Origin of the sequence: Klebsiella sp. KTE92, assembly GCF_000398905.1 — a bacterium.
In the GTDB taxonomy this organism is placed as follows: Bacteria; Pseudomonadota; Gammaproteobacteria; order Enterobacterales; family Enterobacteriaceae; genus Klebsiella; species Klebsiella variicola.
Window position 1 is genome coordinate 3,441,717 of sequence record NZ_KB976100.1, and the last position, 26,240, is coordinate 3,467,956.

General features: G+C 55.6%; 27 protein-coding genes and 2 tRNA genes. 7 read left to right on the top strand and 22 right to left on the bottom strand.

Annotated elements, in window-relative coordinates; genetic code table 11:
* Positions 1-45 precede the first annotated feature (45 nt).
* From sdiA to tcyJ, 5 genes are all read right to left on the bottom strand, one after another.
* Complete coding sequence (gene sdiA / locus A1WC_RS09250; RefSeq protein ID WP_008804217.1) at positions 46-768, bottom strand: transcriptional regulator SdiA; 723 nt, start codon at positions 766-768, stop codon at positions 46-48.
* Between the two features lie 318 nt (positions 769-1,086).
* On the bottom strand, positions 1,087-1,839 hold the full coding sequence (gene tcyN / locus A1WC_RS09245; RefSeq protein ID WP_008804216.1) for an L-cystine ABC transporter ATP-binding protein TcyN: 753 nt from the start codon (positions 1,837-1,839) through the stop codon (positions 1,087-1,089).
* Positions 1,836-2,504, bottom strand: coding sequence for a cystine ABC transporter permease (gene tcyL / locus A1WC_RS09240; RefSeq protein ID WP_008804215.1), 669 nt, complete (start codon positions 2,502-2,504; stop codon positions 1,836-1,838). Before tcyL ends, tcyN begins: the two co-directional genes overlap by 4 nt.
* 15 nt (positions 2,505-2,519) lie before the next feature.
* A complete protein-coding gene (gene dcyD / locus A1WC_RS09235) occupies positions 2,520-3,506 on the bottom strand; it encodes a D-cysteine desulfhydrase (RefSeq protein WP_016161403.1) in 987 nt (328 codons plus the stop codon).
* A gap of 95 nt (positions 3,507-3,601) precedes the next feature.
* Complete coding sequence (gene tcyJ, locus A1WC_RS09230) at positions 3,602-4,402, bottom strand: cystine ABC transporter substrate-binding protein (RefSeq protein ID WP_008804213.1); 801 nt, start codon at positions 4,400-4,402, stop codon at positions 3,602-3,604.
* A gap of 200 nt (positions 4,403-4,602) precedes the next feature.
* Here tcyJ and amyA point away from each other — a divergent pair, with 200 nt between their 5' ends.
* Positions 4,603-6,090: an alpha-amylase gene (gene amyA / locus A1WC_RS09225; RefSeq protein ID WP_008804212.1), complete on the top strand. Its 1,488-nt coding sequence runs from the start codon at positions 4,603-4,605 to the stop codon at positions 6,088-6,090.
* Positions 6,091-6,136: 46 nt separating this feature from the next.
* Here amyA and yedD read toward each other — a convergent pair whose 3' ends face one another.
* Positions 6,137-6,571, bottom strand: coding sequence for a lipoprotein YedD (gene yedD, locus A1WC_RS09220; protein ID WP_162493239.1), 435 nt, complete (start codon positions 6,569-6,571; stop codon positions 6,137-6,139).
* A gap of 371 nt (positions 6,572-6,942) precedes the next feature.
* Between yedD and rcsA the strand changes: the two genes are divergently transcribed.
* A complete protein-coding gene (gene rcsA, locus A1WC_RS09215; RefSeq protein ID WP_008804210.1) occupies positions 6,943-7,566 on the top strand; it encodes a transcriptional regulator RcsA in 624 nt (207 codons plus the stop codon).
* 32 nt (positions 7,567-7,598) lie between these two features.
* On the opposite strand, the gene dsrB is transcribed toward rcsA, so the two are convergent.
* On the bottom strand, positions 7,599-7,790 hold the full coding sequence (gene dsrB / locus A1WC_RS09210) for a protein DsrB (protein ID WP_016161405.1): 192 nt from the start codon (positions 7,788-7,790) through the stop codon (positions 7,599-7,601).
* A 133-nt stretch (positions 7,791-7,923) separates the two neighbouring features.
* Here dsrB and A1WC_RS09205 point away from each other — a divergent pair, with 133 nt between their 5' ends.
* Positions 7,924-8,145 (top strand): YodD family protein, encoded by a 222-nt coding sequence (locus A1WC_RS09205; RefSeq protein ID WP_032691215.1) that lies wholly within the window; start codon positions 7,924-7,926, stop codon positions 8,143-8,145.
* A 299-nt stretch (positions 8,146-8,444) separates the two neighbouring features.
* Here A1WC_RS09205 and dgcQ read toward each other — a convergent pair whose 3' ends face one another.
* Both dgcQ and A1WC_RS09195 read right to left on the bottom strand, forming a co-directional pair.
* On the bottom strand, positions 8,445-10,124 hold the full coding sequence (dgcQ, locus tag A1WC_RS09200) for a cellulose biosynthesis regulator diguanylate cyclase DgcQ (RefSeq protein ID WP_016161406.1): 1,680 nt from the start codon (positions 10,122-10,124) through the stop codon (positions 8,445-8,447).
* Between the two features lie 115 nt (positions 10,125-10,239).
* Positions 10,240-11,151, bottom strand: a complete 912-nt coding sequence (locus tag A1WC_RS09195) for a DUF808 domain-containing protein (RefSeq protein WP_008804206.1) — start codon at positions 11,149-11,151, stop codon at positions 10,240-10,242.
* Between the two features lie 182 nt (positions 11,152-11,333).
* On the opposite strand from A1WC_RS09195, the gene yedA reads away from it, so the two are divergent.
* Positions 11,334-12,245: a drug/metabolite exporter YedA gene (yedA, locus tag A1WC_RS09190; RefSeq protein ID WP_008804205.1), complete on the top strand. Its 912-nt coding sequence runs from the start codon at positions 11,334-11,336 to the stop codon at positions 12,243-12,245.
* Here yedA and A1WC_RS09185 read toward each other — a convergent pair.
* The 4 genes from A1WC_RS09185 to drpB all read right to left on the bottom strand — a co-directional run bounded on the left by A1WC_RS09185 (position 12,220) and on the right by drpB (position 15,203).
* Positions 12,220-12,714 carry a very short patch repair endonuclease gene (locus A1WC_RS09185; RefSeq protein WP_016161407.1) on the bottom strand — a complete coding sequence of 165 codons (495 nt, stop codon included), beginning with the start codon at positions 12,712-12,714 and terminating at the stop codon, positions 12,220-12,222. The genes yedA and A1WC_RS09185 overlap by 26 nt on opposite strands.
* On the bottom strand, positions 12,695-14,095 hold the full coding sequence (locus tag A1WC_RS09180) for a DNA cytosine methyltransferase (RefSeq protein WP_016161408.1): 1,401 nt from the start codon (positions 14,093-14,095) through the stop codon (positions 12,695-12,697). The genes A1WC_RS09185 and A1WC_RS09180 overlap by 20 nt, the downstream gene beginning before the upstream one ends.
* A 76-nt stretch (positions 14,096-14,171) precedes the next feature.
* Positions 14,172-14,879: a phosphohydrolase gene (locus A1WC_RS09175; protein WP_016161409.1), complete on the bottom strand. Its 708-nt coding sequence runs from the start codon at positions 14,877-14,879 to the stop codon at positions 14,172-14,174.
* A gap of 42 nt (positions 14,880-14,921) precedes the next feature.
* Positions 14,922-15,203 (bottom strand): cell division protein DrpB, encoded by a 282-nt coding sequence (gene drpB, locus A1WC_RS09170; protein ID WP_016161410.1) that lies wholly within the window; start codon positions 15,201-15,203, stop codon positions 14,922-14,924.
* Between the two features lie 538 nt (positions 15,204-15,741).
* Here drpB and ompC point away from each other — a divergent pair.
* Positions 15,742-16,887: a porin OmpC gene (ompC, locus tag A1WC_RS09165; RefSeq protein WP_008804200.1), complete on the top strand. Its 1,146-nt coding sequence runs from the start codon at positions 15,742-15,744 to the stop codon at positions 16,885-16,887.
* 274 nt (positions 16,888-17,161) lie between these two features.
* On the opposite strand, the gene A1WC_RS09160 is transcribed toward ompC, so the two are convergent.
* Positions 17,162-17,251 (bottom strand) — tRNA-Ser (locus tag A1WC_RS09160).
* 90 nt (positions 17,252-17,341) lie between these two features.
* Between A1WC_RS09160 and mtfA the strand changes: the two genes are divergently transcribed.
* Together mtfA and A1WC_RS09150 are read left to right on the top strand one after the other, a co-directional pair.
* Entirely contained in the window at positions 17,342-18,142 is an 801-nt protein-coding gene (mtfA, locus tag A1WC_RS09155; protein WP_172437971.1) for a DgsA anti-repressor MtfA, read from the top strand.
* 100 nt (positions 18,143-18,242) lie between these two features.
* Positions 18,243-18,318, top strand: a tRNA-Asn gene (locus A1WC_RS09150).
* A gap of 90 nt (positions 18,319-18,408) precedes the next feature.
* Here A1WC_RS09150 and A1WC_RS09145 read toward each other — a convergent pair.
* From A1WC_RS09145 to A1WC_RS09110, 8 genes are read right to left on the bottom strand one after another with little or no spacing between them, the layout of a single operon-like run.
* A complete protein-coding gene (locus A1WC_RS09145; RefSeq protein ID WP_016161412.1) occupies positions 18,409-19,599 on the bottom strand; it encodes an ABC transporter substrate-binding protein in 1,191 nt (396 codons plus the stop codon).
* A 4-nt stretch (positions 19,600-19,603) separates the two neighbouring features.
* On the bottom strand, positions 19,604-20,626 hold the full coding sequence (locus A1WC_RS09140) for a CobW family GTP-binding protein (RefSeq protein WP_016161413.1): 1,023 nt from the start codon (positions 20,624-20,626) through the stop codon (positions 19,604-19,606).
* Positions 20,616-20,927 carry a hypothetical protein gene (locus A1WC_RS09135; protein ID WP_016161414.1) on the bottom strand — a complete coding sequence of 104 codons (312 nt, stop codon included), beginning with the start codon at positions 20,925-20,927 and terminating at the stop codon, positions 20,616-20,618. Before A1WC_RS09135 ends, A1WC_RS09140 begins: the two co-directional genes overlap by 11 nt.
* Before the next feature lie 10 nt (positions 20,928-20,937).
* Positions 20,938-21,684, bottom strand: coding sequence for an SDR family NAD(P)-dependent oxidoreductase (locus tag A1WC_RS09130; RefSeq protein ID WP_016161415.1), 747 nt, complete (start codon positions 21,682-21,684; stop codon positions 20,938-20,940).
* Positions 21,685-21,693: 9 nt separating this feature from the next.
* Positions 21,694-22,470 carry an SDR family NAD(P)-dependent oxidoreductase gene (locus A1WC_RS09125; protein WP_016161416.1) on the bottom strand — a complete coding sequence of 259 codons (777 nt, stop codon included), beginning with the start codon at positions 22,468-22,470 and terminating at the stop codon, positions 21,694-21,696.
* A gap of 9 nt (positions 22,471-22,479) precedes the next feature.
* Positions 22,480-23,853 carry an MFS transporter gene (locus A1WC_RS09120; RefSeq protein WP_016161417.1) on the bottom strand — a complete coding sequence of 458 codons (1,374 nt, stop codon included), beginning with the start codon at positions 23,851-23,853 and terminating at the stop codon, positions 22,480-22,482.
* A gap of 32 nt (positions 23,854-23,885) precedes the next feature.
* Entirely contained in the window at positions 23,886-24,767 is an 882-nt protein-coding gene (locus A1WC_RS09115; protein ID WP_016161418.1) for a polysaccharide deacetylase family protein, read from the bottom strand.
* A gap of 2 nt (positions 24,768-24,769) precedes the next feature.
* Entirely contained in the window at positions 24,770-26,176 is a 1,407-nt protein-coding gene (locus A1WC_RS09110; RefSeq protein ID WP_016161419.1) for an amidase family protein, read from the bottom strand.
* Positions 26,177-26,240 lie beyond the last annotated feature (64 nt).

Below are 26,240 nucleotides of genomic sequence, written 5' to 3' on the forward strand. Positions count from 1 at the left end.
CCTGACAGCCGGTGTCACGTCTGGCACGCAGAACGACAGGCGCTCTCAGATTAACCCTGTCGCCACCGCGTAACAGGCTATCTGCGTTTTGTTCGGCGCATTGAATTTCCGTTGCATATTCTTCTGGTGGAAATTCACCGTATTTTCCGAAATAGAAAGAATCATCGCCACCTCCGCCGAGGTCTTCCCTTCCGCGGTCCATTTCAGAATTTCCAGTTCACGGCGGCTGAACTTCATCTCCGGCGGCATGACCATCTCATCTTCCAGACGCAGGAGCGCCAACAAGCTTAGCTCCGTCAGCATGCGCAGGCGCATCTCCAGTTCATCATCAGGATAAGAGCCCGGTAAACGGTTATTCGCGGAGACGGAGAGAAAACCCTGCGCATGGTTGGGCAACGTCAGGCACTGGGTCACCCCTTTTTTCAGACCATGATCGCGGGCGCCGTCCCATAATGCCGCCGCATCGCGAAACAGCCCATCCTCCCATGGCAGATGGCCACGCATAAAATTCTCCGGGCGTAATACCGGATCTATCGCGAAATAATTCTCGGCCTGGTAGTGCGACATCCATGCGCGGGGATAAGTCGACTGGAAGGTGACGCGGGGGCGAGTGAAAGGCACCGGGTGGCGTACACAAAGCGTGTAGTAATCATATTCCAGCGCTTCGGTTTCTCGTTGCAGGAGATTATAAACCTCCTCACCAGCGGCCACGGACTGAAATTGATGCAGCATATCCCGCCGCCAGCTGAAAAAATCATTGTCCCTCATAGCTGTGCAAATAACTCCTGATTGATAATCATTATTATAAATACAGAAAACTAACACATAAATCTTATTTATATGTATAAAATATTGTCGGTGTCGCATTTATTAGTCTGAAGGCTTGCCTTTTTCCCGTTCTCAGCGCAGAACCTCGTGCTCACTTTCCCGTCATTTTCTACACCCTACAAGGGGGGATGGGAAGCGGTGTATACGGCCACAGGGAGAAATAGCACAAAGAGGTGACGAGGAGCGTGGCGCGCCGCAGGGAAGACAGGCTGTACGCGGCGGCCCTCCCCCGGGAAAGCCGCCACGTCAGCGCATGGTTTACTGCATCAGAAATTTTTCGAGGAACTGGCGAGTACGCGGCTGCTGCGGGGAGGCGAACAATGCTTTCGCTTCTCCCTGCTCGACAATGCGTCCTTGATCCATAAAGATGGCCCGATCGGCAACGTCGCGGGCGAAACTCATTTCATGGGTCACGATAACCATCGTGCGTTTTTCCTGCGCCAGCTGGCGGATGGTGTTGAGCACTTCCCCCACCAGCTCAGGATCGAGGGCCGAGGTTGGCTCATCAAACAGGATCACGTCCGGACGCATGGCCAGCGCGCGAGCAATAGCCACCCGCTGCTGCTGACCGCCGGAGAGGCGACGAGGATAGCTATTCTCTTTACCGCTGAGACCCACTTTCGCCAGCAGATCGCGCGCCCGCACAATCGACTCCTGCTTATCTTCACCTTTTACGATGACCGGCCCCTCAATAATGTTCTCCAGCACCGTACGGTGGGGAAACAGATTAAAGTTCTGGAAGACAAAGCCGACATGCTGGCGCAGCTGGCGAATGAGTCCTTTCTGCGGCCCCAGGCTGCGACCGGCGTCGATGGTCACATCGCCAACGCGGATGGTGCCGCTCTCCGGTTGCTCCAGCAAGTTGATGCTGCGCAGCAGAGTGGTTTTACCCGAGCCGCTGGGGCCGATGATCGCCACGACTTCCCCTTTCTGTACCTCCAGGTCGATACCGTGGAGCACCGTCTGGCCATGGAATTTCTTCACCAGGCTTTTCACTTCTATCGCACTCATTTCGGATCACGCTCCTGGCGGTTCAGCTGGTTTTCAAAATAGTTCTGCAGCGAGGAGAGGACGGTCGCCATCACCCAGTAGATCAACGAGGCCGCGAGATACATGGTGAAGACCTCAAGGGTTCGCGAGGTGATAAGCTGCGCCTGACGGAACAGCTCTGGCACTTGGATCGTCGCCGCCAGCGAGGTATCTTTAACCAGGCTGATAAAACTGTTGGACAGCGGCGGCAAAGCGACCCGTGCCGCCTGGGGTAAGATGGCCCGGCGCATCGTCTGCCACGGCGTCATGCCGATACTGGCCGCCGCTTCCCATTGCCCTTTGTCGATCGAGGCGATGGCCGCGCGCAGGGTTTCCGCCGCGTAGGCCGCCGTATTGAGCGACAGGCCGATCATCGCCGCCGGAATCGGGTCAAGCTCGATGCCAAACTGCGGCAAGCCGTAGTAGATCATAAACAGCTGGGCGATAAGCGGCGTGCCGCGAAAAATGGAAATATACATGCGCGCCAGCCATTTTACCGGCCAGAGGGGCGACATGCGCATCAGCGCCAGGATAAAGCCCAGCACCAGGCCGAAAAACATCCCGCCAATGCTCAGCTGCAGCGTAAAGACGGCCCCTTTGAGCAGAAAAGGAGCGGAATCGATGACCAGTTGGATACTTTCTTGCATGCTGTCGTTTCTGTATTAAAGGTGAGGATGATAGGCAAACAGCGCCGGCGCCCCGCCGGTATGGACGAACAAAATCGGTCCTTCATCCTTAAAACGCTTCTGCGTAATGCCGTCGATAAGCCCGGCCATCGCTTTGCCGGTATAGACCGGATCGAGCAAAATACCTTCCAGTTGCGCCAGTAGCTTCACGGCGGCCATGCCTTCCTCGTTCGGCGTACCGTAGCCCGGGGCTAAGTAATCATCCCAGAGGGTGATGTCGGCTTTCGCCTGCAGCTCGAGGCTGTTGGCCACGGCCTGCTGCAGCGCCACCACTTTTGGCAGCTGGTCAGCGACGGAGCGCGATACCGTCACGCCAATCAGTTCCGCCTGCGGCATCAGCTGTTCGAGTCCCACTGCCAGCCCGGCATGCGTACCGGCGCTACCGGAAGCCACCACCACCGATGAGATCTCCACCGCGCCTTCACACTGCTGGGCGATTTCCAGCGCGCTTTCCACATAGCCTAACGCCCCGAGCGCATTGGATCCGCCGACCGGGATGACGTAGGGGCGATAGCCCTGCGCCTCGATGCGGGTCGCCAGCTCGTCGAGCTGTTCGGCAGGATTGGTCAGGGCATCGCACATCTCAACCTGGGTATTAAACAGATCCAGCAGCAGGCGGTTGCCATTGCTCAGATAGTTCTCCGCCTCGGTGCCAATGGGGTTTTCCAGTAGCGCCACGCAGTGCAGCCCCAGCTTCGCGGCGACCGCCGCCGTCTGACGCACATGGTTGGATTGGATCGCGCCGGCGGTGATTAAGGTATCTGCCCCTTCCCGCAGCGCATCGGCGGCGAGAAACTCCAGCTTGCGCAGTTTATTGCCTCCCATCGCCAGCGGCGTTGTATCATCGCGTTTGATAAAAATCTCGCGCCCAAGGTGATCGGACAAACGCGGCAGATACTCCAGCGGCGTCGGCGCGCCAATCAATTCCAGACGCGGAAAGCGGGTTAAATTTTGCAGTGACATGGCCCCTCCTGACTCAGTTATGCTTCATTATGCACACAGTTACGCGCTAAATAAAAAAAGGCGCTTCCAGGAGCGCCTTTTTTCACCACTGACCGTTATTTCGTCACGTCAGCGCCAAACCATTTCTCTGACAGCGCCTTCAGGGTGCCATCTTTCTGCATATCCGCGATCGCGGCGTCAATCGCTTTCAGCAGATCGTCGTTGCCTTTGCGCAGCGCCACGCCGGCCTCCTGACGGGAGAATGCTTCACCGGTTACCGCCAGCGTATTGTTAGTTTTCTTCACCAGATCCAGCGCGGCCAGACGGTCAACCAGAATGGCGTCAATACGGCCTACACGCAGATCCTGGTATTTAGTCGGATCATCATCATAGGTGCGGACATCAACGCCCTGGACGTTCTGACGCAGCCACTCTTCATAGTTAGTGCCCAGCCCGACGCCGACTTTCTTGCCTTTCAGATCCGCTGCGGTTTTAATCGCGCCTTCGTTACCTTTCTTCACCAGCGCCTGCACACCGGAGATAGTGTACGGGGTTGAGAAATCGTATTTCTTCTTACGCTCATCGGAGATAGTGACCTGGTTAATCACCACGTCAATGCGTTTGGAGTCCAGCGAGGCCAGCATACCGTCCCATTTGGTCGGTTTGAGATCGGCTTTCACGCCAAGATGTTTCGCCAGCTCGTTGGCAAACTCCACTTCAAATCCGGTCAGCTTGCCGTCATCGCCCTGGAAGCTGAAAGGAGGATAGGTGCCTTCGAGGCCCACGCGCAGGGTACCGCGCTCTTTAACCTGATTGAGCAGGTTTTCCGCTGCAAAAGTTTTCACGCTAACGCCAGCCATCAAAACAACGGCCATCGCGCCCATCAGCGCCTGACGACCCAGAAGTGCTAATTTCATAGATACCCCGAAGGTTAGGATTTTCCTGTAGTGTAAGGCGCTTAACGGCCCGGCACCAACATCGTTACGCTACATCTTATGCCAATTTATTATATATGATCCCGATTAGGGTATAGCGAAAATCAGGGCTTTCCTCTCCCGTTTTGCGGGATATCTCCCATACTGCAAAGGTCAGCCTGTTGACGTCTGGAGCATGGAAGATGAAAAACCCCACTTTGTTGCAATGTTTTCACTGGTACTACCCCGCCGGCGGCGAGCTATGGCGTGAAGTCGAAGCGCTGGCCCCCAGCCTGAATGAAATCGGCATCAATATGGTCTGGTTGCCGCCCGCCTATAAAGGCGCCTCGGGCGGTTATTCCGTCGGCTATGACACCTATGATCTCTTCGACCTTGGTGAGTTTGATCAAAAGGGTTCAGTCGCCACCAAATATGGCGATAAAGCGCAGCTGCTGGCGGCGATGAAGGCTCTGAAAGAGCATGATATCGCCGTGCTGCTGGATGTGGTGGTGAACCACAAAATGGGCGCCGATGAAAAAGAAACTCTGCAGGTGCAGCGCGTCGATGAGCACGATCGCACCCAGATTGCCGAGGAGATCATTGAGTGTGAGGCATGGACTCGCTATACCTTTCCGGTGCGGGCCGGGCAGTATTCGCAATTTGTCTGGGACTACAAATGCTTTAGCGGTATCGACCACATTGAGAATCCGACGGAAGACGGTGTGTTTAAAATCGTCAACGATTACACCGGTGAAGGCTGGAACGAGCAGGTCGACGATGAGCTTGGTAACTTCGACTACCTGATGGGCGCCAACATTGATTTTCGTAATCACGCCGTTACCGAGGAGATCAAATACTGGGCGCGCTGGGTCATGGAGCAGACCGGCTGCGATGGTTTTCGTCTTGACGCCGTGAAGCATATCCCCGCCTGGTTTTACAAAGCGTGGATCGAGCACGTCCAGGAGGTGGCACCGCAGCCGCTGTTTATTGTCGCGGAGTATTGGTCCCATGAGGTGGAAAAGCTCCAGCAGTATATCGACCTGGTCGAGGGCAAGACGATGCTGTTCGATGCCCCGCTGCAGATGAAATTTCATGAAGCCTCACGCCAGGGGCGCGATTATGACATGAGCCAGATATTCAGCGGCACGCTGGTGGAAGCAGACCCTTTTCACGCCGTGACGCTGGTGACAAACCACGATACGCAGCCGCTGCAGGCCCTCGAGGCGCCGGTTGAACCCTGGTTCAAGCCGCTGGCCTATGCGCTGATCCTGCTGCGTGAAAATGGTGTGCCGTCGGTCTTTTATGCCGATCTTTTCGGCGCATCCTATGAAGATACCGGCGGCGATGGACAAACCTACGCCATTGAGATGCCCGTTATCGAACAACTGCATGAACTGATCGACGCCCGTCAGCGCTTTGCCCATGGCGTGCAAACGCTGTGGTTCGATCACCCCAACTGTATTGCCTTCAGCCGTAGCGGCACCGACGAGGATCCCGGCTGCGTGGTGGTGATGTCCAATGGCGATGAGGGAGAAAAAACCCTGACGCTGGGCGAGAACTATGGCAATAAACGCTGGCGGGATTTTCTCGGCAACCGGGAAGAGATTGTCGAAACCGACGCTGAGGGTAGCGCGATCTTTACCTGCAACGGGGGTAGCGTGAGCGTGTGGGTGATGGAAGCCGTGCTGTAGTCAGCTGGCGATGTACCTGGCGGGCCGGAACGGGCCCGCCGGAACCTCAGCGCACGGAAGCCCGCGCGCTGACGGCCCCTGTCGTACGCGCTTTGGCCCACGCCTTTTCGCACTCAGGGGTGAGGCGTTCAACGCGAGTCAACGTCATACGATCGTAGGAGAGGGTATTGCCCTCACGCTCGATTGGATAGATATCCAGGGAAGCGGTAACGTTGTAGATCTGGTTATCGCGGTTCATCAGTTTACCCGGCTGCGCGATCACGCGCTGCCACTGGCGGCAGTCGAAGGTATCCCCTTCTTTAGTGACGATCAGGCTGGCGATCGCGTCAGGGCTCATCATTTCACTCTGCGGCCCTTTCGATTGCCAGTAGCCCTCAAGGCCAGCCGGCGCCGGTGCTTTAACGACGTCATCGTAATGATCAACCTGCACACATCCGGCCAGCGCCACCACCATGCCCGCAAAAACTAACTGTTTCATCATTCATCCCACAAGCCGATAAAAAAGTATTGTGGCATTAAAGCGTTAAGCCTTCCACCCCCGCTCCCGGCGGAAAAACCGGGCAAAACAGGAACGGGCAGCACCGCCTTCATTTGAAATAAGGAAATTCCGAAAATAAAATAATGTTTGGGGCGTAACCATAGCATCTATGGGCACTTTTTGTTTTTAATCCGCTCACACTACCGGTTCTCGACTTTACTTTAAGAGTTTTCCTGGCAAATTATATGCATAGATGCGGAATAGTTTAACGGAACTAATAGGTTCTTTCGTAAACCTACTATTACTGCTCGCAAGGACTGCTTCGCACAATGCGTGTGAAGAGAATATCGTTACGTGTTGATTGAGGATGGGTCATGTCAACGATGATTATGGATTTGTGCAGTTATACCCGGTTAGGCTTAACGGGTTATCTGACCAGTCGGGGAATAAAAAAACAGGAAATCGTTGAGGTCCATTGCGCGACAGATTTGCAAAAACATTGCGCGTCGTGTTGTCCGGCAGTGGTGTTTCTTAATGAAGACTGCTTCGTGCATGATGATGAAAGTAATGGCATTATTCGCCAGATCATTACGCAAAACCCGGCGACGCTGTTTGTTATCTTTATGTCGCTGGCAAACATTCATTTTGACCGCTATTTGCGGGTACGGAAAAACCTGCTGATCAGTTCGAAATCGATAACGCCAAAAGACCTTGATGTTATTCTGGTTAATTATCTAAAATACAAAAACAGTAGCCTGGGGCAATTAAATTTACCGACGTTGTCGCTGAGTAAAACAGAATCAAATATGCTGCAAATGTGGATGGCCGGGCACGGCACGTCACAAATTTCAACGCAAATGAACATCAAAGCGAAGACGGTATCATCGCATAAAGGCAATATTAAAAAGAAAATACAAACGCACAATAAGCAGGTGATTTACCATATCGTTCGGCTGACCGAAAACGTAACTTCAGGTATTCAGGTGAATCTGCGTTGAAACAGACTGGCGGTGGTACCGCCAGTCCCGTTTTATGAGGCTTCTTTTTCGACGAAGATCCCATCCGGATGCTCTATTTCGTTGAAAAACCAGATCCCTAAAGGATAGTCTTCCAGCGAAACCAGATACATCGTCCCTTCACTAAACGACTCAATTGCCAGCACTACCCCCGATCGACGTGGGCCACCGTCGGTCTTCACCGTGACACGATCGTTCACCTGCATATTCACTCTCCTCTATTTTTCAGCCAGTGTAGAACAAAACCACGCAACTCGCAGCGTCGCGGCCCATGACTGGTGTTTTTTTAGACCGACTATACTTAAAGAGGCTTGAGCGACGCTCAGCGAGGGGGTAATGATGAAGAATCGATTGACTGGCCAGGCCGGAAATGACGTTGATGTCAACGTGGATGCGCTACTGGCAGCGATTAATGAGATTAGCGAAAGTGAAATCCATCGCACTCTGGACGACCCACAGCGCGCCAGCATTGATGGCCGCGGGTCACATACCTGGCGCGAACTGGCGGAGGCATTTGAGCTCGACATTCACGATTTCAGCGCCAGTGAAGTTAACCGCTAACGGCAGGCGAAAAAAATCCCGACTCGCAGGAGTCGGGATCAAACTTGCTAATGCAAGAAGCACTTGAAAATTCGTTACACCGGGAAATCCGATGCGTTAAAACATTATCCTCAATTATTTTGCATGACAAGCGATATTCATGACGCAAATTATTGAGAATGTTAGCGCTTTGCTTTGAGCAGGGCTGCAGGGCTGATGCGAGAAGGCTTCGCCGCAAACCGGTTTCATTCGATAGCGCGATCCCCGTCGAACACTTTAAGAAAAATCTCATTTTGCCTGATTCGGGCGAAACGTTTTGCTCACGCTTCGCTGCGAAAACAGACCTGATTGCGGCCGTTCTGCTTTGCCAGATAGAGACGACGATCGGCCACCGACTGTAAGGCTTCAAACTGATACTCCCCCTGCTCTTCGCTGGTACTGACCCCCAGTGAGGCACTGACCCGCAGCGTCACATTGTTATGTAAAAAGACCTCCCGGCCCTGAATTCGCTGGCGTAGCCGCTCTGCCACCGCCACCGCGTCCTGTAGTGTGGTATTCGGCAGCACGACACAAAACTCCTCCCCGCCCACGCGGCCCAGCAAGTCACCCTCACGAACGGTGCTGGCAAGGGTACTGGCCACCGTCGACAGCACTCTGTCACCCGCCTGATGGCCATAGCGATCGTTGATGCGCTTGAAGTGATCCAGATCGAGCTGGATCACCGACAGCGGCCGTCCACTGCGCTGGCAGGCGCTGGCTACCGCCATCGCCTGTTCAAACAGCGCCCCGCGATTGAGCAGACGGGTTAAGGCATCATGCCATGCCTGCCATTCAAGGGAGGTTTGCAGGACGCTCATATTGCGGACCATGCGGCGGATCACCAGCCAGGAGAGCAACAGCATCAAGGTGAAGAGGACCCACATCAGGGTCAGGGCGATGGTGATGGTGCCAAAATTGCCCCGCACGCCTTCCCGCAGGGTGTGGATCCGCAGCAACACGCCGTCAAAATTGCGCAGTTTGGCCCAGCTGATATAGCGCGTCAGCAAGCGCAGCCCCCCCTGGTTATCATGGACAAACGCGCGGCTGAGCAGTTCCTGTTCCCTGGGGGACAATAGCGTCAGGACATTCCCCGGCGCGGAAGAGGCCAGCAGGTTCAAATGGCTATCATAAAGCTGGTACTCCCCCTCCTGCCCGCCCTGCATGGCGCTGACCAAAAACGCTTTTATTTCACTGACCGAGAAATCCATCGCCAGCACCCCGCGCCAGTAACCGGCGAAATCCAGCGGTATCGAAGCGGTGACCACCTGCTCTTCCAGCTGCGGGTCATCGTCAGGAAAGGTTTGCCAGATAACGCCCCGCCCCGGATTATTCCGCTGGCTCTGTCGGGTAAACCAGAGGGCGCTGATGGCTTGCGAATAGTGGGTCATCACCTGCGACTCGTCCCGCAGCGGCAGGGTCGAGGTGAAAAAGCCGCTGCGAGAGATATACTGCATCCGCTCGGCGAAATCGCGGTCATGTTGCGTCAGATTCAACAGATACCCCAGCTCCAGCGTCGCCATCAACTCATCAGCCGCGAGCGGATCGTCCTTCAGCAGTATAGGGTTGTTACCGACGACGCTCCCCGAGACGCCAAACACCGGCAGCGTACGACGATTCGGCAGCGCTACTCGCCAGGCCTCCTGGTGACGCTGGCTCAGATAGCGCTGACTGGCGCTACGCAATACGTCGATATCGAGCGGCTGCTCAAGGGCAGACTGCATGCCGTGGCGAAAAAACATCATCCGGTCAATATTGAACTGCAGCAACCCATCCATTTCATGGGCGACATTAGCCAGATTATTGCGCTGGTTGGCCACATAGGCCTCTTCCAGAACGTTGATTTCACGCCAGATCAGTAACGTGGAGAAAAAAAGCACCACAATAAAACAAACGTTAACCACATGCGCCGGGCGAGTCAGGTGGCGGAGCTTGTTTATCTTCAACCGAAGTGGCTTATCCATCATTATCTCGCAGTACGTTGCGCAAACCTGACGACATCAGCGCCCCGGCTGGTGTCGACGCCGGGCGCGCTTTTAGCGTAGACGACGCAGCGCCGTCACACTGCGTGCAGCCACTCTACTTCACTGACCGGCGCAGACTGCTCACCACTTTCACGCCCGCCAGCACCACTGCGCCAATGATAAAACCCAGCACCAGGTTGGCAATGACCGGCAGCAGGGAAGCCAATATCCCGCCCAGCCCCGCGCTCCAGTGCTCAATGGCATGATGCAGTGGCGCAATGCCGTGAACCACAATTCCGCCGCCGACAAGGAACATCGCCAGCGTCCCAACGATGGAGAGCACTTTCATCAGCCAGGGGGCTACCACTAACAATCCTTTGCCCAGCCATTGCGCCAGCGCAGCGCGTTTCTCTGCCAGCCAGTAGCCCATGTCGTCCAGCTTAACGATCACCCCCACCAGGCCATAGACCCCGATGGTGACCAGAATCGCGATCCCCGAGAGGATCAGGATCTGATTGAGCAGCGGCGCTTCCGCCACAATGCCGAGGGTGATGGCGACAATTTCCGCGGACAAAATAAAATCGGTGCGAATCGCCCCTTTCACTTTGTCACGCTCAAAGGCCAGCGGGTCACGTTCCGCCAGCGCCTGAAGACGCTGCTGCCGTTGCGCAGGGTCTTCCTTGTGCTTACGCGCCTCCAGGCTGTGAAGGACCTTCTCCACCCCTTCAAAACAGAGGAATGCGCCTCCCAGCATCAGCAACGGCGTAATCGCCCAGGGGATAAAAGCACTGATCAATAGCGCCAGCGGCACGAGGATCACTTTATTAATGAACGAACCTTTCGCCACGCCCCAGACGACCGGCAGTTCACGATTCGCTCGCACGCCGGTCACCTGCTGAGCATTGAGCGACAGATCGTCGCCCAATACCCCGGCTGTTTTTTTCGCCGCCAGCTTGCCCATCACGGAAATATCGTCCAGCAGCGTGGCGATATCATCGAGTAATGTTAAAAGACTACTTCCTGCCAAAATAATTTCCTTCTCTTTTCATCAATGTCTCCCTCGAGTATGCGTTAAAAAACGGCCGGTGCCCAAGGTACAATTAGTCAATATAAATTTAACAAACTCGCGCAAATTAAGCGCTCGCCAGCGCGATAGTTTTCACGTTTACTATATGTCCCCTTTCTATCTCTGCACCGTCGTGAGGAAGTATGTCTACCCGTCAGCTGTTACCGCTTATCGGGGCGCTGTTTGCGCTGTATATCATTTGGGGCTCTACCTATTTTGCCATCGCCGTCGGCGTCGCCAGCTGGCCGCCGCTGATGATGGCCGGTATTCGCTTTCTCTCTGCCGGCGTGCTACTGCTGGGCTGGCTGCTGGCCACCGGCCATAAGCTGCCAGCCCGCCGGCCGCTGCTTAACGCTGCGCTGATCGGGGTCTTGCTGCTTGCCGTCGGCAACGGCTTCGTCACTCTCGCCGAACATCAGCACGTTCCGTCAGGGATCGCGGCGGTGATGGTCGCCACCGTGCCGCTGTTCACGCTATGTTTCAGCCGCTTTTTCGGCATCGCCACCCGTAAACTGGAGTGGCTGGGCATTGCCATTGGCCTGGCAGGTATCGTCATGCTCAACAGCGGTGGCAACCTGAACGGCAACCCCTGGGGCGCGCTGCTGATCCTGATTGGTTCGCTAAGCTGGGCGTTCGGCTCGGTTTACGGGTCGCGGATTGAGCTGCCGACCGGCATGATGGCGGGAGCTATCGAGATGCTCGCCGCCGGGATCGTCCTGCTGGTCTCGTCATGGCTGACCGGTGAGACGTTAACCCATGTCCCCTCGTGGTCCGGGATCGCCGCCCTGGCCTACCTGGCTATCTTTGGCTCGCTAATCGCCATCAACGCCTACATGTTTTTGATCCGCAACGTCACCCCGGCGGTAGCCACCAGCTATGCCTATGTTAACCCGGTGGTGGCCGTCTTGCTCGGCACCGGGTTTGGCGGTGAAAGCCTGTCGCTCATTGAATGGCTGGCGCTGGCAGTGATTATTTTCGCCGTAGTGCTGGTGACGCTGGGAAAATATCTCTTCCCCGCCCGCAGCGAGGCTACTCCTTGTAAGGCGGCGAAGTAAACGCCAGCTCGCGGATCCCCTGCGTATCGATCTGCGCGTCGTGCCCGGCGCCGCAGATCCACTCTTCCAGACGCTCGGTGAGCGCCTCATCATTTAGTTTCAACCGGCCGCGCAGGGCGCATTCCCAGATGATAAGCACCCGCCAGCCCTGCTCAGCCAGCTGTTGCCGGTCGCGGGCGTCACGCGCCACGTTGCCGGCGATTTTATCCAGCCAGAAAGCCGTCCGGGTGGCCGGCACCTTAAACAGATAACAGTCATGGTGATGCCAGAAACAGCCGTGAGTAAAGATAACGCAGCGGTAGTCGGGTAAGGCGAAATCGGGGCGTCCCGGCAGCGCGCGATCCTGGGCGACAAAGGTTAATCCCGCCCCGGTCAGCAGCGCCGCTATCCGCTTTTCAATCGCCGTATCGCGCGTGGCGATAGCCCGCATATTTTTACTGCGCGTGGCTTTATCGTGAACATCCGCCATCGTTATCATCCGCTTCGCGACGCGCCACCGCCTGGGCGATACGCGGCGCCAGGAGCTTCGCCACCGCGGCGAAGACCGGAACCACCACCGAGTTGCCGAACTGACGATAGGCCTGGGTATCCGACACTGGAATGCGGAACCGTGAACCCTGGGGCGATTCAAAGCCCATCAGCCGGGCGCATTCGCGCGGCGTCAACCGGCGAGGCCGCCGCTGTTGGTTCTGTGGATCGTCAAAATGCTGCTCGCCCAACGGCCGGTCCCAGCCGCGGTCGACGAGAATTTCGGCACCGTCTTTATAGTAGCGGGCAGAGAGTGTTCGAGCCACGCTGTGGGGATTATCGGGGTCTACCAGGCCATAACCAAAGCCATTACCCCGCGCCTGATGCTTGCGGGCATAACGATAGAGATATTTCCACAACACCGGCGTAAGGATAAATTTGGCATCCACCGTCGGCTCCAGCAGCTCGCCAAACGTCGGCCGCACCGCCGGATAGAGCGCAGCGATATCGCGCAGCGTAAATCCTTCATGCAGCTGCAGGTCGCGGCGGAAACCCACCAGCACGATGCGCTCCCGGTGCTGTGGTAAGAAATGGCGCCCGTCGATGACCTTAGGGTCATCCGGCCCGGTATGCCCGGCATCGGCCACCTCATACCCTAGCTCATCCAGCGTCTGCATGATGATGCGGAAGGTGCGTCCCTGATCGTGGCTTTTGAGGTTTTTGACATTCTCCAGCACAAAAATCGCCGGCTGACGCGCTGCGATAATTCTCACGACATCAAAAAACAGCGTCCCCTGGGTTTCGCAGGCAAAGCCGTGCGCGCGCCCCATGGCATTTTTTTTGGAGACGCCGGCGAGTGAGAAAGGCTGGCAGGGAAAGCCGGCCAGTAAGACATCATGCTGAGGAATCGTCTCGCGGATATGCTGCGCCGCTTCTTCATCGCTGACATCGGGGCGGTGGCTGAGCGTGACATCGCGGATATCTTCATTAAAACGATGCTGTTGCGGATCACAGTACCAGTTGGCCTTGTAGGTACGCACCGCGTGCTTGTTCCACTCGCTGGTAAAGACGCACTGCCCGCCGATGGCTTCAAAACCGTTGCGGATCCCGCCGATACCGGCAAACAAATCGACAAAGCGGAACGCATAATGCGGGTGATGAGCTGGCGGCGCCGGCAGCAGCGTCGCCAGATGGGCGATCTCCTGCGGACGCAAACGCCCCGCCGCGCGGGAGAGCGCCGCCACGCGCTTGAGGATCGCCGCGCTCCAGTGCTGTTCGCCGACGCTTACCAGTTCGGCGACCAGCGTTTTCACATCATAGATCGTCATCAGCTGACGCAGCAGCGCCTGAGCCTCTTCCCCGGCCTGCTCAGCCAGCGGCAACGACCTGTTTTCCTTAATTAACTTTTGCGGCATATCCTCAACCAGCGCGGACGATTTTTGCAGAGAGTACCATAAATCACCGGTCGGTTGACGCCTGCGGTGCAAAGCGGCGTAAAACCGCTTCATCCAGCGCCAGCGGCTCCCCCTGCAGCTCCGCGCTAAGCTTGGCCATAAATTCGACGAGGAAGCGGGCATTGTGCTGCGCCATCTCTTTTCCTCTGGTCGTCTGCATGGTCTCCGGCAGGCGCAGGAGTTTGCACTGGAAATGGTCAAGGGCATATCTGCGGTCATCCAGCGCCCGCCGGTCAGCAAACGGATCTTCAGCATCAAACAAGATGGTATTCAGGGCGCCGGCGACGGCGAAGACCCGCGCCAGGCCAATCGCCCCCAGCGACTCAAGACGGTCGGCATCCTGGACGATTTTCGCCTCCAGCGTGCGCGGCGGGATCGCCGCGCTGAAGCTGTGTGCCTCGATGGCATGACTGACCGCCGGATAACGCTCCGCGGGAAAATCGGCAAATGACGACTGTAGAATAGCGAGGGTTTTCTCGGCGGCCATCATCGAGGAACGGCTTCGCTCCGGATGATTCTTCGGCAAGCTGACGATGTCATGAAAATAGCAGGCCGTGAGGAGTACCAGTCGGTCGACCTCCTCCCCGGCGGCCAGCTGGGTAGCCGTGGCCCAGACGCGACGAAAATGGGACAGATCGTGTGCGGCATCATCCTGCGCGTGGTGCGTCAGTATCCAGTGCTCATATCGTTGCTGCCAGTCAACCAGGTTCATAGGCTTTCCTTTATGTGAAGGTCAGCCTCGAGCATAGCAACTTTACCGCTGATGATCCCGCTCGCCGCGAGACGGCCGGGTATACCAGACAACCGCCCCGAGGATCGCGCCAATGCCCGCAAGGACTAATATCCCCAACAGCGCGCCAAGCCATTTTCCCGCTGTGGTTCCCAAATCGCCCTCCACGCTGGCGCCGGGAACGCTGTGAATTTTTCCGACCACCCACCAGTAACGCACGATGACCCAGACACAATATCCGCAAAAAGCATACAACGCCCATAACGCGAGCTTCCCTCCGGGGCTACGTTTTGCCTGCTCTTCCATCTCATTCCTCTCCGTGACACAACACACTACCGCCACTCAAAACGTGACAAGCATCACATTATACCGCCAACCTGCGCAGCAGGCAGCAGTTTCATCCCCATCTTCTGCGTCAACCTGCGACTTATGCTGCCGGTGAGCGGGCGCTGGAGTGTTTTATTTATTCTTCTCCCCATGCGAAAAGTTTATTCCGGCGCGGGAGATCGCGTGTTGTATTGATAATCTATTGACTATTTTTGCCGGCCAAAAAGCAATTTTCGTGATGAATGATGTCTTGATGTTAATTCATACAACTCATTTCATTAAGTTAACAAAATCAATCAAACCAAGTCATATCCCATTGCTATATAACAAAATAATACTCCACCAAAAATTATTCATAAAAAATATAAAGAACCAAATTGAAATAAATTGAAATGTTTTATATTATTTATTTACATATTTTATTTTAAATAAAAATGAACTTAGTCGTTAGTATCTGATAGTCATTCCGGAGGGATTGTCATAATTCATAGAAATTATTATTAAAAGGGAATATATAATGAAAAGAAAAGTACTGGCACTCATGGTACCGGCATTATTAATGGCCAATGCCGTTAATGCCGCGGAAATCTATAACAACAATGGCAACAAACTGGACCTTTACGGAAAAGTCGACGGCCTGCACTACTTCTCTGACGACACTTCAGAGGATGGCGATCAGACCTATGCTCGCTTTGGTATAAAAGGCGAAACGCAGATCGCTTCCGAGTTAACCGGCTACGGTCAGTGGGAATACAACATTCAGGCAAATACCACTGAAAAAGAAGGCGCAAACTCCTGGACCCGTCTGGCCTTCGCTGGTCTGAAGTTTGCCGACTACGGCTCACTGGACTACGGTCGTAACTACGGCGTGGTGTACGACATTGAATCCTGGACCGATATGCTGCCGGAATTCGGCGGCGATACCTACACCCAGACCGACGTTTACATGACCGGCCGTACCAACGGCGTGGCAACCTACCGTAACAGCGACTTCTTCGGCCTCGTCGACGGTCTGCATTTCGCTCTGCAGTATCAGGGTAATAATGAAAACGCCGGTTCTGGCGAAGGCACTAATAACGGCGGCAAACGTAAACTGGCGCGGGAAAATGGCGACGGTTTCGGTATCTCCAGCTACTACGATCTTGATATGGGGATCAGCGTAGGGGCAGCGTATTCGTCTTCTGACCGTACCCATAACCAGCTGGCAGAGGCTCGTAGCAGCCAGCGCTACGCCAATGGCGATAAAGCTGACGCCTGGACCGTCGGCGCGAAATATGACGCCAACAACATCTATCTGGCCGCCATGTATGCTGAAACCCGCAACATGACCTTCTACGGCAACGATAGTTTTGGTGGGATTGCCAACAAAACGCAGAACTTCGAAGTGGTCGCGCAGTATCAGTTTGACGACTTTAATTTACCGCTGCGTCCGTCTGTCGCCTATCTGCAGTCGAAGGGTAAAGATCTCTACACCTATTCTCGCTACGGCGACAAGGATCTGGTCAAGTATGTCGACGTGGGCATGACCTACTACTTCAACAAAAATATGTCCACCTATGTGGATTACAAAATCAACCTGCTGGATGAAGACGACCGCTTCTACAAAAACAGCGGTATCGCGACCGATGACATCGTCGCCCTCGGCCTGGTCTATCAGTTCTGATCCCCGTCAAAGCCCGCGTTCAGCGGGCTTTTTTATGTTCCCGCTCCGTTGAGATCACTCTTTTCGACATTGCCGCTTTCCAGGCGTACCTTCCCTCTTTATGATGCGTTTAAGCTCGTTCGGGCAAAAAGCGGCGATAAGGTCCTAAAAGGATAAAGCGCGCTACCGCGTCTCTACGCTGAAACCAGGACGATGATGATGGCGATACCCCAGCGCAGGCGTTATACCTGAAGCTAACGGTGTGATTGAAAGGGAATGGTCATTAAGAGAAAAGTGGCGGAGAGAGGGGGATTTGAACCCCCGGTAGAGTTGCCCCTACTCCGGTTTTCGAGACCGGTCCGTTCAGCCGCTCCGGCATCTCTCCGCTGTTGTGGTTGCTATAATGCCAGGATCTTTGGCATTTTAATAGCTCCCGTTTCGGTAATCGTGTTCAAGTGACGACTTTGCGAGCAATATGATGTTTAAATGGCCCTGGAAAGCAGATGATGAGTCCGGCAACGCAGAGATGCCTTGGGAGCAAGCGCTTGCCATTCCGGTTTTAGCCCATCTTTCTCCCACTGAGCAGCGCAAGCTTACTCCGTTGGCTGCCCGTTTCTTACAGCAAAAACGTCTGGTGGCGCTGCAGGGGCTGGAGCTCACCCCGCTGCATCAGGCACGCATTGCCCTGCTCTTTTGTCTGCCAGTGCTTGAGCTGGGAATAGAGTGGCTGGACGGTTTCCATGAAGTGCTGATCTACCCAGCCCCGTTCGTCGTAGATGATGAATGGGAAGATGATATTGGTCTGGTCCATAACCAGCGGGTGGTGCAATCGGGACAAAGCTGGCAGCAGGGGCCTGTAGTGCTGAACTGGCTGGATATTCAGGACTCCTTTGATGCGTCAGGCTTTAACCTCGTGGTGCACGAGGTGGCGCATAAGCTGGATGCGAGGAATGGCGATCGGGCCAGCGGCGTGCCGCTTATCCCGCTACGCGAGGTCGCCGGCTGGGAGCACGATCTCCACGCGGCAATGAACAATATTCAGGATGAGATAGACCTGGTGGGGGAAAGCGCCGCCAGCATTGACGCCTATGCCGCCACCGACCCCGCGGAGTGCTTTGCCGTCCTCTCGGAATATTTTTTCAGCGCGCCCGAGTTGTTCGCGCCCCGCTTCCCCGCCCTGTGGCAGCGTTTTTGCCACTTCTACCAGCAGGATCCGCTGCAGCGGATACGTGAGAATGGCCTGCAGGATGAAGACAATCGGCGCATTGTTCACTAAAACAACGCCTTGGGCTAAATTTAGCCAGTTGAATCAGCAAGTTAATTTTAGTGTTGACACAAAAATGCGAGGCCAGTAGTATGCGCCTCGTTCACACGATTCCTCTGTAGTTCAGTCGGTAGAACGGCGGACTGTTAATCCGTATGTCACTGGTTCGAGTCCAGTCAGAGGAGCCAAATTTAAAAAAGCCTGCTTTCGAGCAGGCTTTTTGCTTTTTAGCTTCCGTCAGGTCTGCCTCAGTTCTGTCCGGCCCAGCCGCATAAGAGCTAGCGGCGCATCAGCGCCTCCTGCCAGCGTCGCGTCAGATAGTTATGTTCATCCATCACCGAATTCCATACCGCAATATGTCCCATCCGCTGCTCGTAGCTTCCACCATCCCGACGCTCACCCGCAGGAATAAGCGGCGCGCCAGAGGCATCGAGGAGTAATTCAGCTGCCGGTTTTCCTGCATACCAATAGTCCCATTCGGCCTGAGACAGAAAAGCGCGGCTTCGCTGAGGGTTGGAAATATAATACCCCTGCCGGGCCATTACTGCGCCGGGCCAACCAGACTGCCACCAGTTAAGGTAATCATAGGCCGCTTCTTTTACCTTCCCAGTCACGCAGCGAGACAGCGACATGCCGCCATACCACGCCCGATAGCCTTCACGTGGGCGCGCCATTTTATAGCCTCGCTGATGGAAATGGTGCCGGAAATAGATGGGAGCCCATAAGCTCTGGACCTCAACGCATCGATTATCGATTAAATCGCATGCCTGCTCCTGGGACGACCAGAATGCGGCAAAGTGTCCCTGGCGATTAAGATGGGCTAATCCTTGTGTCAAAACATCGATCTCTTCCAACGTCAAATTGCCAATATCGGCAAACTGCGCCATCCCCGCGCCCTGCATGGCCAGAGCGGCATCGATCCCTCCCATAGCTGCATCCTCTTGCAGGGCGACCGCGCCAGTAAGCGCGCTATGCAGCAACCATCCCCAACTCTCTTCTTCCTGCTGAAGCGCCTCGGGAAGACGGTCGACATGATAAGCAAAGCTATCGGCATTATGCGTCAATGGCAGCATGCTGATGAGATCGCTCGGCTGGCTGCTTAAATGGCGATCCCGTTGAACGTACAAGCGCTGGGACGGTACGCTGCCATCGGCCACAACGCCGTTCAGGGTGCCCTGCTTCGCCAGTTCGTTCACCTCGTCCCAATATTTCAGCCGCTTCACCTCCAGCGGCTGAATAGCACGGGCCGGCCAGACAAAATCGATATTATGAAACCACTGGTCATAGAGATCGTAACTGTCAGGTTGCATAACCGCGATGCGCTGGGCATCTTCCACGCTATGCAGCAGGTATTCGATCTTAATCCCCAGCTCCTGCTCAGCGCGAACACGCAATATCTCCAGTAATGTCACCGACGTGCCCAACACCCGAAGCGTTAATGGAGGAGAAATAATCGCCGCAGAACTCATCCCTTCAGGACTCCTGTAATACTTGCATAAAGCGGCTAAAGGCCTGCTGCAAGCGATGCGCCTCCAGTCCACGTAAGATAAATACCAACGTTGAATGGCTTAAGGCTCCTGGCCAGTCATCCAAATGCACCGGAGGATGCAACGTGTGCTGTACACCATGAATAACCACCGGAGCCTCACTGTCGCTTACACGCAAAATGCCTTTCATTCTCAGCACCGCGTTACCATGGCAATGTAATAGCATGGATAACCAGATAGCAAAAGCGGGCCAGTTTAACGACTGCTCAAGCGAAATCACGCATGTTTCTGTCGTGGGATGCGCCCCGCCATCGCGCTTTGGCACCAACGAAAACGTGTTGTCAGCACATGACCCTAACCAGCGGAAACGCTGTTCATAAGAGCCGCGAAATACTTCACTTCGGAACAGCCAGTCCGGGGTATCCTGCGCCAGCCGCGTAGTGCTCACTTCCGCCAGCGGATTAAGCTGACGCAGCCACTGCTCGAGCGTCACCGTCTCCTCGGGGGCAATGCGATCGCTTTTACTCACCAGCAGTTTGTCCGCCGCCGTCACCTGCGCAAGCCACTCGGGCTGAAGATCGGCTTGACGGTGGGCATGTTCCGCATCGACGAGTGTGACCAGCGTCCCTGGCGTGAAATGGCTCTGCAACTGACGATCGTGGAGAAGTGTCGATAAGATGGGAGCCGGATCGGCCAGCCCGCTGGTTTCCAGAACAACGTAGCGAAACGCCGGGATCAGGCCGCGCGCCCGCCGTTCATAAAGCGCCAGCAGAGCGGCCTGCAATTCCCCACGAATCTGACAGCATACGCAACCGCTCGGCAATAACACAGTATCCGGCGCGACTGCGTGAAGCAGGTGATGGTCGATCCCCACCTCGCCAAACTCATTCACCAGCAGAGCAATATCGTTCACGTTCTGCCGGGCGAGCCAGTTTTTCAGCAGCGTTGTTTTACCGCTACCCAGGAACCCGCTCAGCACATGGAGGGGTAATTTCTCTTCAGCAGGCATCGTTTTCCCCTTTGGCCTCAAGCGAGGCTAACCAGGCATCATCGAGCGGATCAATCGCCTGATGCAGCATGTTCTCGGCTTCTTTCCACAACCGATCCAGGGAGTGGACCAGCACCTGTTGTCCCGTCGGGCTGGCCAGTAGCCATTGACCATGAAACTCCGTCAGCGAGAGGCGCCAGGGCTTCAGCGTACGGTTTAGTAATGCCAGCTGCCGCAGACGCAGCTGGCGTAGGGGAATATCCTGCCGCAGCGGATCGCTCCACTGCGGCCCGTTATCAAGCAGGCCGCACACTCCGCACATCATCCACTCCTCAAGGCATCACATCACCCGAATTTGGCCCCAGCGTCTGGCCAACGAACAGGTTACCCCCAGGCTCGCTGGCCAGCAGCAGCGCCACCGGCGCCACTTCTTCTGCTCGCCCAAAGCGCCCCAGCGGCAGCTCCGCCGTTTTGGCCGTTTTCCACGCCTGGTGAATACCCTCAATAAGCGGGGTTTCAATCGGTCCTGGGGCGATAGCGTTAACCAGCACATTTCGGCTGGAGACTTCCAGCGCCAGAGATTTCGTCAGGCCGATCACGCCAGCCTTAGCGGCCGCATAGTGACACAGCTCTGCCCCACCTTTGATGCCCAGTTGGGAAGCGATATTGATAATGCGTCCCCAGCGTTGGCTTAACATCACTGGCAGAGCTCGCTGGCAGGCCAGAAACACGCTGCGCAGATCGACGGCCATCATGGTTTCCCACATATCCAGAGTGATATCGGTGCAGGGAGCCTGGGTAAGCATGCCTGCGTTGTTGACCAGCACATCAATCCCTTCATAGTGCCCCAGGCTGGCATCCACGCCAGCCGTTGCCCCGTCGACCTCGCCGACATCAGCCACCACGCCATAGCAATGCGCCCCAATTAACCGACAACGCTGTACCACCTCTTCCAGTTTATTACGGTCCCGGTCGGTGAGTATCAGTCGTGCCCCTTCGCCGGCAAAAAGCAGTGCGATAGCCTCGCCGATACCACTTGCCGCGCCCGTCACAACACAACGTCTGTTTTGCAACTGCATAGTGGCTCCTTAATCCGGCCAGCGGACGGTCAAACCACCGTCGACAATAAGGCTTTGCCCGGTCAGATAGCGGCTTTCGTCGCTGGTGAGAAAAGCCACTACGCGAGCGATATCATCCGGACAGCCAACCCGTCCCAGTGGAATCGATCTGGCTGCTTTTGCCAGCCCCTCCGGCCCCAGAGAGTTCTGCTTATCCAACGACTGTGGGGTTTCAATCAATCCGGGGATCACGGCGTTGCAGCGAATACCTCGCGGTGCAAGCTCAACGGCCAGTGAGCGACAAATCCCTGGGACTGCGGCTTTCGCCGCCGCGTAGTGGGCGTGCTCCTGCCAGCCATAGACGCCCCCGGCAATCGATGAGATTGCGACCAAACTCCCACCGCTGATCAGTCGTGGCGTAGCCGCCCGGAAACACCGCATCACACCGGTGAGGTCCACATTAAGCATTTCGTTCCAGCGGTCGTCGTTCATCTCTTCAATAGACGCGCAGCGTAAGATCCCCGCATTGGCGATGACATAATCAAGACGGCCATAATGAGCGACGCCTTGCGCTATAAACGTATCAACCGACGCCGTATCGGCGACATTCAGCGGCAGCCAGAGTGCATCGCCACCAGCCTCCTCAACCTGTGCAGCAGCGACAGTAGGGTCATGCGGATCGTCCGGGTAGTAACCGGCGATCACCCGTATTCCGCGGCGGGCATACAGGGTGGCCAGCGCCAGACCAATGCCGCTTGCCGCACCACTGATTGCCGCTACTCGCTGACTGATGTTTGTGGTTTCCATCATCGCTCCTTACGCCTGAGGTTGTGTGTTAACGGTCTTGTTCATCCCTGACGCGCGCTGGACATCGCCACGCGCCAGCCACATCACCACACCTGAGATAAAGCAGGGTATGGCGCCAAACCACAGCGCAGCATCCTGCCAGTGCCCTCCATGGCTTAACACTGCGGTGGTACCAACGCTGGCGATGATCGCCCCGACCGGTCCCATCGCGCCAATCAACGCCCCTGCCGTAGCACGGATGGCGGTAGGAAAGCTTTCACTAATGAAAAACAGCGCTGCAGCGTAGGGACCAATCAGGAAGAACAAACCAATACTGTAGAGCGTGACGATAGTGGCAAAGTTGTCCGGGCAGTAGAGCATGCCAGCAAACGCCACCCCCCCCAGCATCCAGCCGACCGCGATAGTATTACGACGCCCAATCCGGTCACCCAGCCAGCCATGGGCCAGGTAACCGCAATAGCCCACCAGATTGGACAGGATTAAGATAAGCAACGAGTTGTTAAAAGAAACATCATGGGTTTTGGTGATGACCGTCGTACCGAGCACGCTAAAAATCTGAATGGCAAACCAGTTGATCAGTACCGCCGCCCCCAGTACCAGGGTGGCGCGCAGCGATGTGCCTCGAAACGCTGCGGCAATCCCACCGCGGTGATGTTCCTCCCATGAAATCTGATAATCCTGGGCTACCTGACGGGCTTCGGCGATCTGCCCTTGTTCACGCAAATGTTGGATTTTCTTTTGTACCTGGAATTGAGGTGTTTCTTTAAGTTTTAGCGCCAGCACAGCGATAACCAGTGAGGGTAATGCTGCAAAAATGAAGCTGCCCTGCCAGCCGATGATGGGCATTAAAATGGCGGTCAGCGCTGAAGCGACTAGTGCACCGACCGGCCAACCACCTTGCACAAGACTGTAGACAAACCCTTTACGTTTATTGAGTTTTGGATCGTCGAGCGCGGTATACAGTTCTGATAAATAGGTAGCGTTCACCGTTTGTTCCGCGTAGCCCAACCCCGCGACAGAGCGAATGGCCGTCAGCGCCCCTTTCCCCCATGCACCGCCCACAGCGGTCAATAATGAGCACAACGCGGCACCGCCAACGGTAATGACAATCCCCATCCGGCGTCCCAGACGATCGACCAGCGGACCAATCGCCAGTGCAATCACTGCGCCGCCAACCGCCACCCAGGTGGCGATTTCCGCTTGCTCTACCTCATCCCAGCCAAAATGGAGACCGATTTCCGGCAATAATGTGCCAAAAAGGATGAAATCGTAGACAGCGAAAACCCAGGCAAAAAAGGCAATCCAGGTGGCAAATTTCACATCCTTGATGGTTAACTGCTGCGGCTGCCAGCCGTTTACGGAAGTTTTGTTAAAAATGCTCATAGCGTAATCCCTCTGTCAGGGGGTAAATGACATTATGCCGAGCGCGGTTTGCGCGCTTTAAAATCATCTGCAATTTCGTCAAAGGTCACGAAGCGAACGCCATCGTGGCTACGGATGTACTGAATCAGGCGTTCAAGCATTAACAACACCTGAGGACGGCCGGAAACATCGGGATGGATAGTCATGGTGAAGACGGCGTACTCATTTTCGCGATAGACCCAGTCGAACTGGTCGCGCCACATCTCCTCCAGATGACGAGGGTTAACGAAGCCATGGCTATTAGGGGATTTTTTGATAAACATCATCGGTGGTAGATCGTCGAGGTACCAGTTGGCTGGAATTTCAACCAGATCCGTCTCCTGTCCGCGCTGCAATGGTTTCATCCACGCATCGGGATGCTTGCTGTAGTCGATTTTTGTCCAGCTGTCGCCAACCCTGACATAGTACGGATGGAAGTCGTTGTGCATCAGACTGTGGTCGTATTTAATGCCCTTTTTTAACAGCAGCTCGTTAGTCACATTGCTAAACTCCCACCACGGCGCCACATACCCGGTTGGGCGTTTACCGGCTAACTGCGTCACCAGTTCGATGCTACGATCCAGCACCGCTTCCTCCTGGGCAGGTGTCATGGCAATCGGGTTCTCATGGCTATAACCATGGATCCCCACCTCATGTCCTGCCTCCACAACCGCTTTCATCTGCTCCGGAAAGGTTTCTATCGAATGCCCGGGAATAAACCACGTCGTACGTAATTGCTGCTCCGCGAACAGTTTCAGCAGCCGCGGCGCGCCCACTTCCCCGGCAAACAAGCCGCGTGAAATATCATCCGGAGAATCTTCGCCACCGTATGACCCCAGCCAGCCGGCAACGGCATCAACGTCCACACCAAATGCGCAAAGGATTTCTTTGGCCATGTTTATTTTCCTTTTGAGTTGAGGGATAACGAATTAGCGCCATCACCTTTGGAAGGCGCCAGCAGATGCGCTACCGCACAGGCAGCGCTTAAAAGCGAGCGATCTTCACCGTTTGGTGAAGAGAAAAGCAGACTGGTATACAGGCCGTTCGCGGTCGTACCGCTTGGCACAGCGAGACCGGGCATATCCAGTAAACTGCCTGGCATGGTTAAGCGCAGCGTGGCGCTATTGGCGAAGGCAAATGCCTCGGCATCCGCCTGCAAGGGCGCCAGCCGCGGCGCGGTATGCGCGACCGTTGGTGTCACCAAAATCGCGCCATTGAGTTCTTCAGCCAGTGCCTGCTGCCAGATCGGACGTAGACGCAAAAAGGTGGTGAGCACCGCCGGATCAATCGTGCCGGAGGCCAGCAGTCGGCGGCGAATGAGGGGATCCATCGCTGTTGCTGCCGGTGACGCCAGCAGAGAGGCATGTAACTGAAAGGCTTCAATCGCCCCTGGCCAGCCATGGTGAGCAATCCAGTTAAGTGCTTCATATAAGGCTGGCAGGCGCCGATATTCAACAACGACGCCTGACGCCGCTAATCGGGACAGCAACGAAGCACTGTTGTCACGGACGCTAATATCAGCGGCATTGAGAATTTCCGGATCGACAATTAACCGTGACACCGTCGACGACGACGTCTCCTCGCCACAGAGAATGACATCAAGGGCGTAAGCATCACGGACGCTGCGACAAAGAGGCCCGAGCGTATCGAGAGACGCCGCCAGGGGAAACACTCCGCTCGCGTCATAGCGATGACGGCTGGCGCGAAAACCGATCACTCCGCTAAACGCAGCAGGGATGCGCACGGAACCCGCGGTGTCCGTTCCTATTGCAATGCAGGCCACCCCTTGAGCAACCGCTCGCGCCGCGCCGCTGGAAGAGCCGCCAGGAACATGTTCCTCGCCATCGGTTGCCAGTAATGCCGGCGTGGTAAACGTTGGGTTAATACCCAGACCGGAAAAGGCAAACTCACTCAGATTGGTTTTGCCGATAGTCACCATTCCCGCCTGCGTCAGGCGCGCCACCATTCCGGCATCGTGTGTCGCGAGAGGCGCATCCAGGCGGGTTGCGGATCCTGCAGTGGTTCGGGTCCCGGCGATATCGAATAAATCTTTCCAGCAGACCGGAATACCATCCAATGGGCTCAGCGGCGCGCCCTCGCGCCAGCGCTGCGTCGAGGCGGCAGCCTCCTGACGGGCGCGTTCGGGAGTCAGCGTAATAAAAATCCCCTGGCTCTCTTTGGCCGCCGTCAGGCAGGCTTCCGTAAACGCAAGTGGCGAAAGCTGACCTCTGGCAAACAACGCCGCAATGGCACAGGCATCAATCTGGCCCCGCTGAAATTGCAGGCGAATCGTATTCGCGTTCATATCACCCTTAAATGTATATTTAAATAAAAATCCATTTAAACATAGCAAAACAAGTGCCAGAAGA

What these genes read in the sequence shown, in the direction of transcription:
- A1WC_RS09125 (WP_016161416.1), bottom strand. Translation starts at nt 22,470, where the DNA reads ATGGAAACCACAAACATCAGTCAGCGAGTAGCGGCAATCAGTGGTGCG.
- tcyJ (WP_008804213.1), bottom strand. Translation starts at nt 4,402, where the DNA reads ATGAAATTAGCACTTCTGGGTCGTCAGGCGCTGATGGGCGCGATGGCC.
- tcyL (WP_008804215.1), bottom strand. Translation starts at nt 2,504, where the DNA reads ATGCAAGAAAGTATCCAACTGGTCATCGATTCCGCTCCTTTTCTGCTC.
- ompC (WP_008804200.1), top strand. Translation starts at nt 15,742, where the DNA reads ATGAAAAGAAAAGTACTGGCACTCATGGTACCGGCATTATTAATGGCC.
- A1WC_RS09175 (WP_016161409.1), bottom strand. Translation starts at nt 14,879, where the DNA reads ATGAACCTGGTTGACTGGCAGCAACGATATGAGCACTGGATACTGACG.
- amyA (WP_008804212.1), top strand. Translation starts at nt 4,603, where the DNA reads ATGAAAAACCCCACTTTGTTGCAATGTTTTCACTGGTACTACCCCGCC.
- A1WC_RS09130 (WP_016161415.1), bottom strand. Translation starts at nt 21,684, where the DNA reads ATGCAGTTGCAAAACAGACGTTGTGTTGTGACGGGCGCGGCAAGTGGT.
- dcyD (WP_016161403.1), bottom strand. Translation starts at nt 3,506, where the DNA reads ATGTCACTGCAAAATTTAACCCGCTTTCCGCGTCTGGAATTGATTGGC.
- A1WC_RS09120 (WP_016161417.1), bottom strand. Translation starts at nt 23,853, where the DNA reads ATGAGCATTTTTAACAAAACTTCCGTAAACGGCTGGCAGCCGCAGCAG.
- A1WC_RS09205 (WP_032691215.1), top strand. Translation starts at nt 7,924, where the DNA reads ATGAAGAATCGATTGACTGGCCAGGCCGGAAATGACGTTGATGTCAAC.
- rcsA (WP_008804210.1), top strand. Translation starts at nt 6,943, where the DNA reads ATGTCAACGATGATTATGGATTTGTGCAGTTATACCCGGTTAGGCTTA.
- yedA (WP_008804205.1), top strand. Translation starts at nt 11,334, where the DNA reads ATGTCTACCCGTCAGCTGTTACCGCTTATCGGGGCGCTGTTTGCGCTG.
- drpB (WP_016161410.1), bottom strand. Translation starts at nt 15,203, where the DNA reads ATGGAAGAGCAGGCAAAACGTAGCCCCGGAGGGAAGCTCGCGTTATGG.
- A1WC_RS09135 (WP_016161414.1), bottom strand. Translation starts at nt 20,927, where the DNA reads ATGTGCGGAGTGTGCGGCCTGCTTGATAACGGGCCGCAGTGGAGCGAT.
- mtfA (WP_172437971.1), top strand. Translation starts at nt 17,342, where the DNA reads ATGATGTTTAAATGGCCCTGGAAAGCAGATGATGAGTCCGGCAACGCA.
- dsrB (WP_016161405.1), bottom strand. Translation starts at nt 7,790, where the DNA reads ATGCAGGTGAACGATCGTGTCACGGTGAAGACCGACGGTGGCCCACGT.
- A1WC_RS09110 (WP_016161419.1), bottom strand. Translation starts at nt 26,176, where the DNA reads ATGAACGCGAATACGATTCGCCTGCAATTTCAGCGGGGCCAGATTGAT.
- A1WC_RS09140 (WP_016161413.1), bottom strand. Translation starts at nt 20,626, where the DNA reads ATGCCTGCTGAAGAGAAATTACCCCTCCATGTGCTGAGCGGGTTCCTG.
- A1WC_RS09185 (WP_016161407.1), bottom strand. Translation starts at nt 12,714, where the DNA reads ATGGCGGATGTTCACGATAAAGCCACGCGCAGTAAAAATATGCGGGCT.
- tcyN (WP_008804216.1), bottom strand. Translation starts at nt 1,839, where the DNA reads ATGAGTGCGATAGAAGTGAAAAGCCTGGTGAAGAAATTCCATGGCCAG.
- A1WC_RS09115 (WP_016161418.1), bottom strand. Translation starts at nt 24,767, where the DNA reads ATGGCCAAAGAAATCCTTTGCGCATTTGGTGTGGACGTTGATGCCGTT.
- yedD (WP_162493239.1), bottom strand. Translation starts at nt 6,571, where the DNA reads ATGATGAAACAGTTAGTTTTTGCGGGCATGGTGGTGGCGCTGGCCGGA.
- dgcQ (WP_016161406.1), bottom strand. Translation starts at nt 10,124, where the DNA reads ATGGATAAGCCACTTCGGTTGAAGATAAACAAGCTCCGCCACCTGACT.
- sdiA (WP_008804217.1), bottom strand. Translation starts at nt 768, where the DNA reads ATGAGGGACAATGATTTTTTCAGCTGGCGGCGGGATATGCTGCATCAA.
- A1WC_RS09145 (WP_016161412.1), bottom strand. Translation starts at nt 19,599, where the DNA reads ATGAGTTCTGCGGCGATTATTTCTCCTCCATTAACGCTTCGGGTGTTG.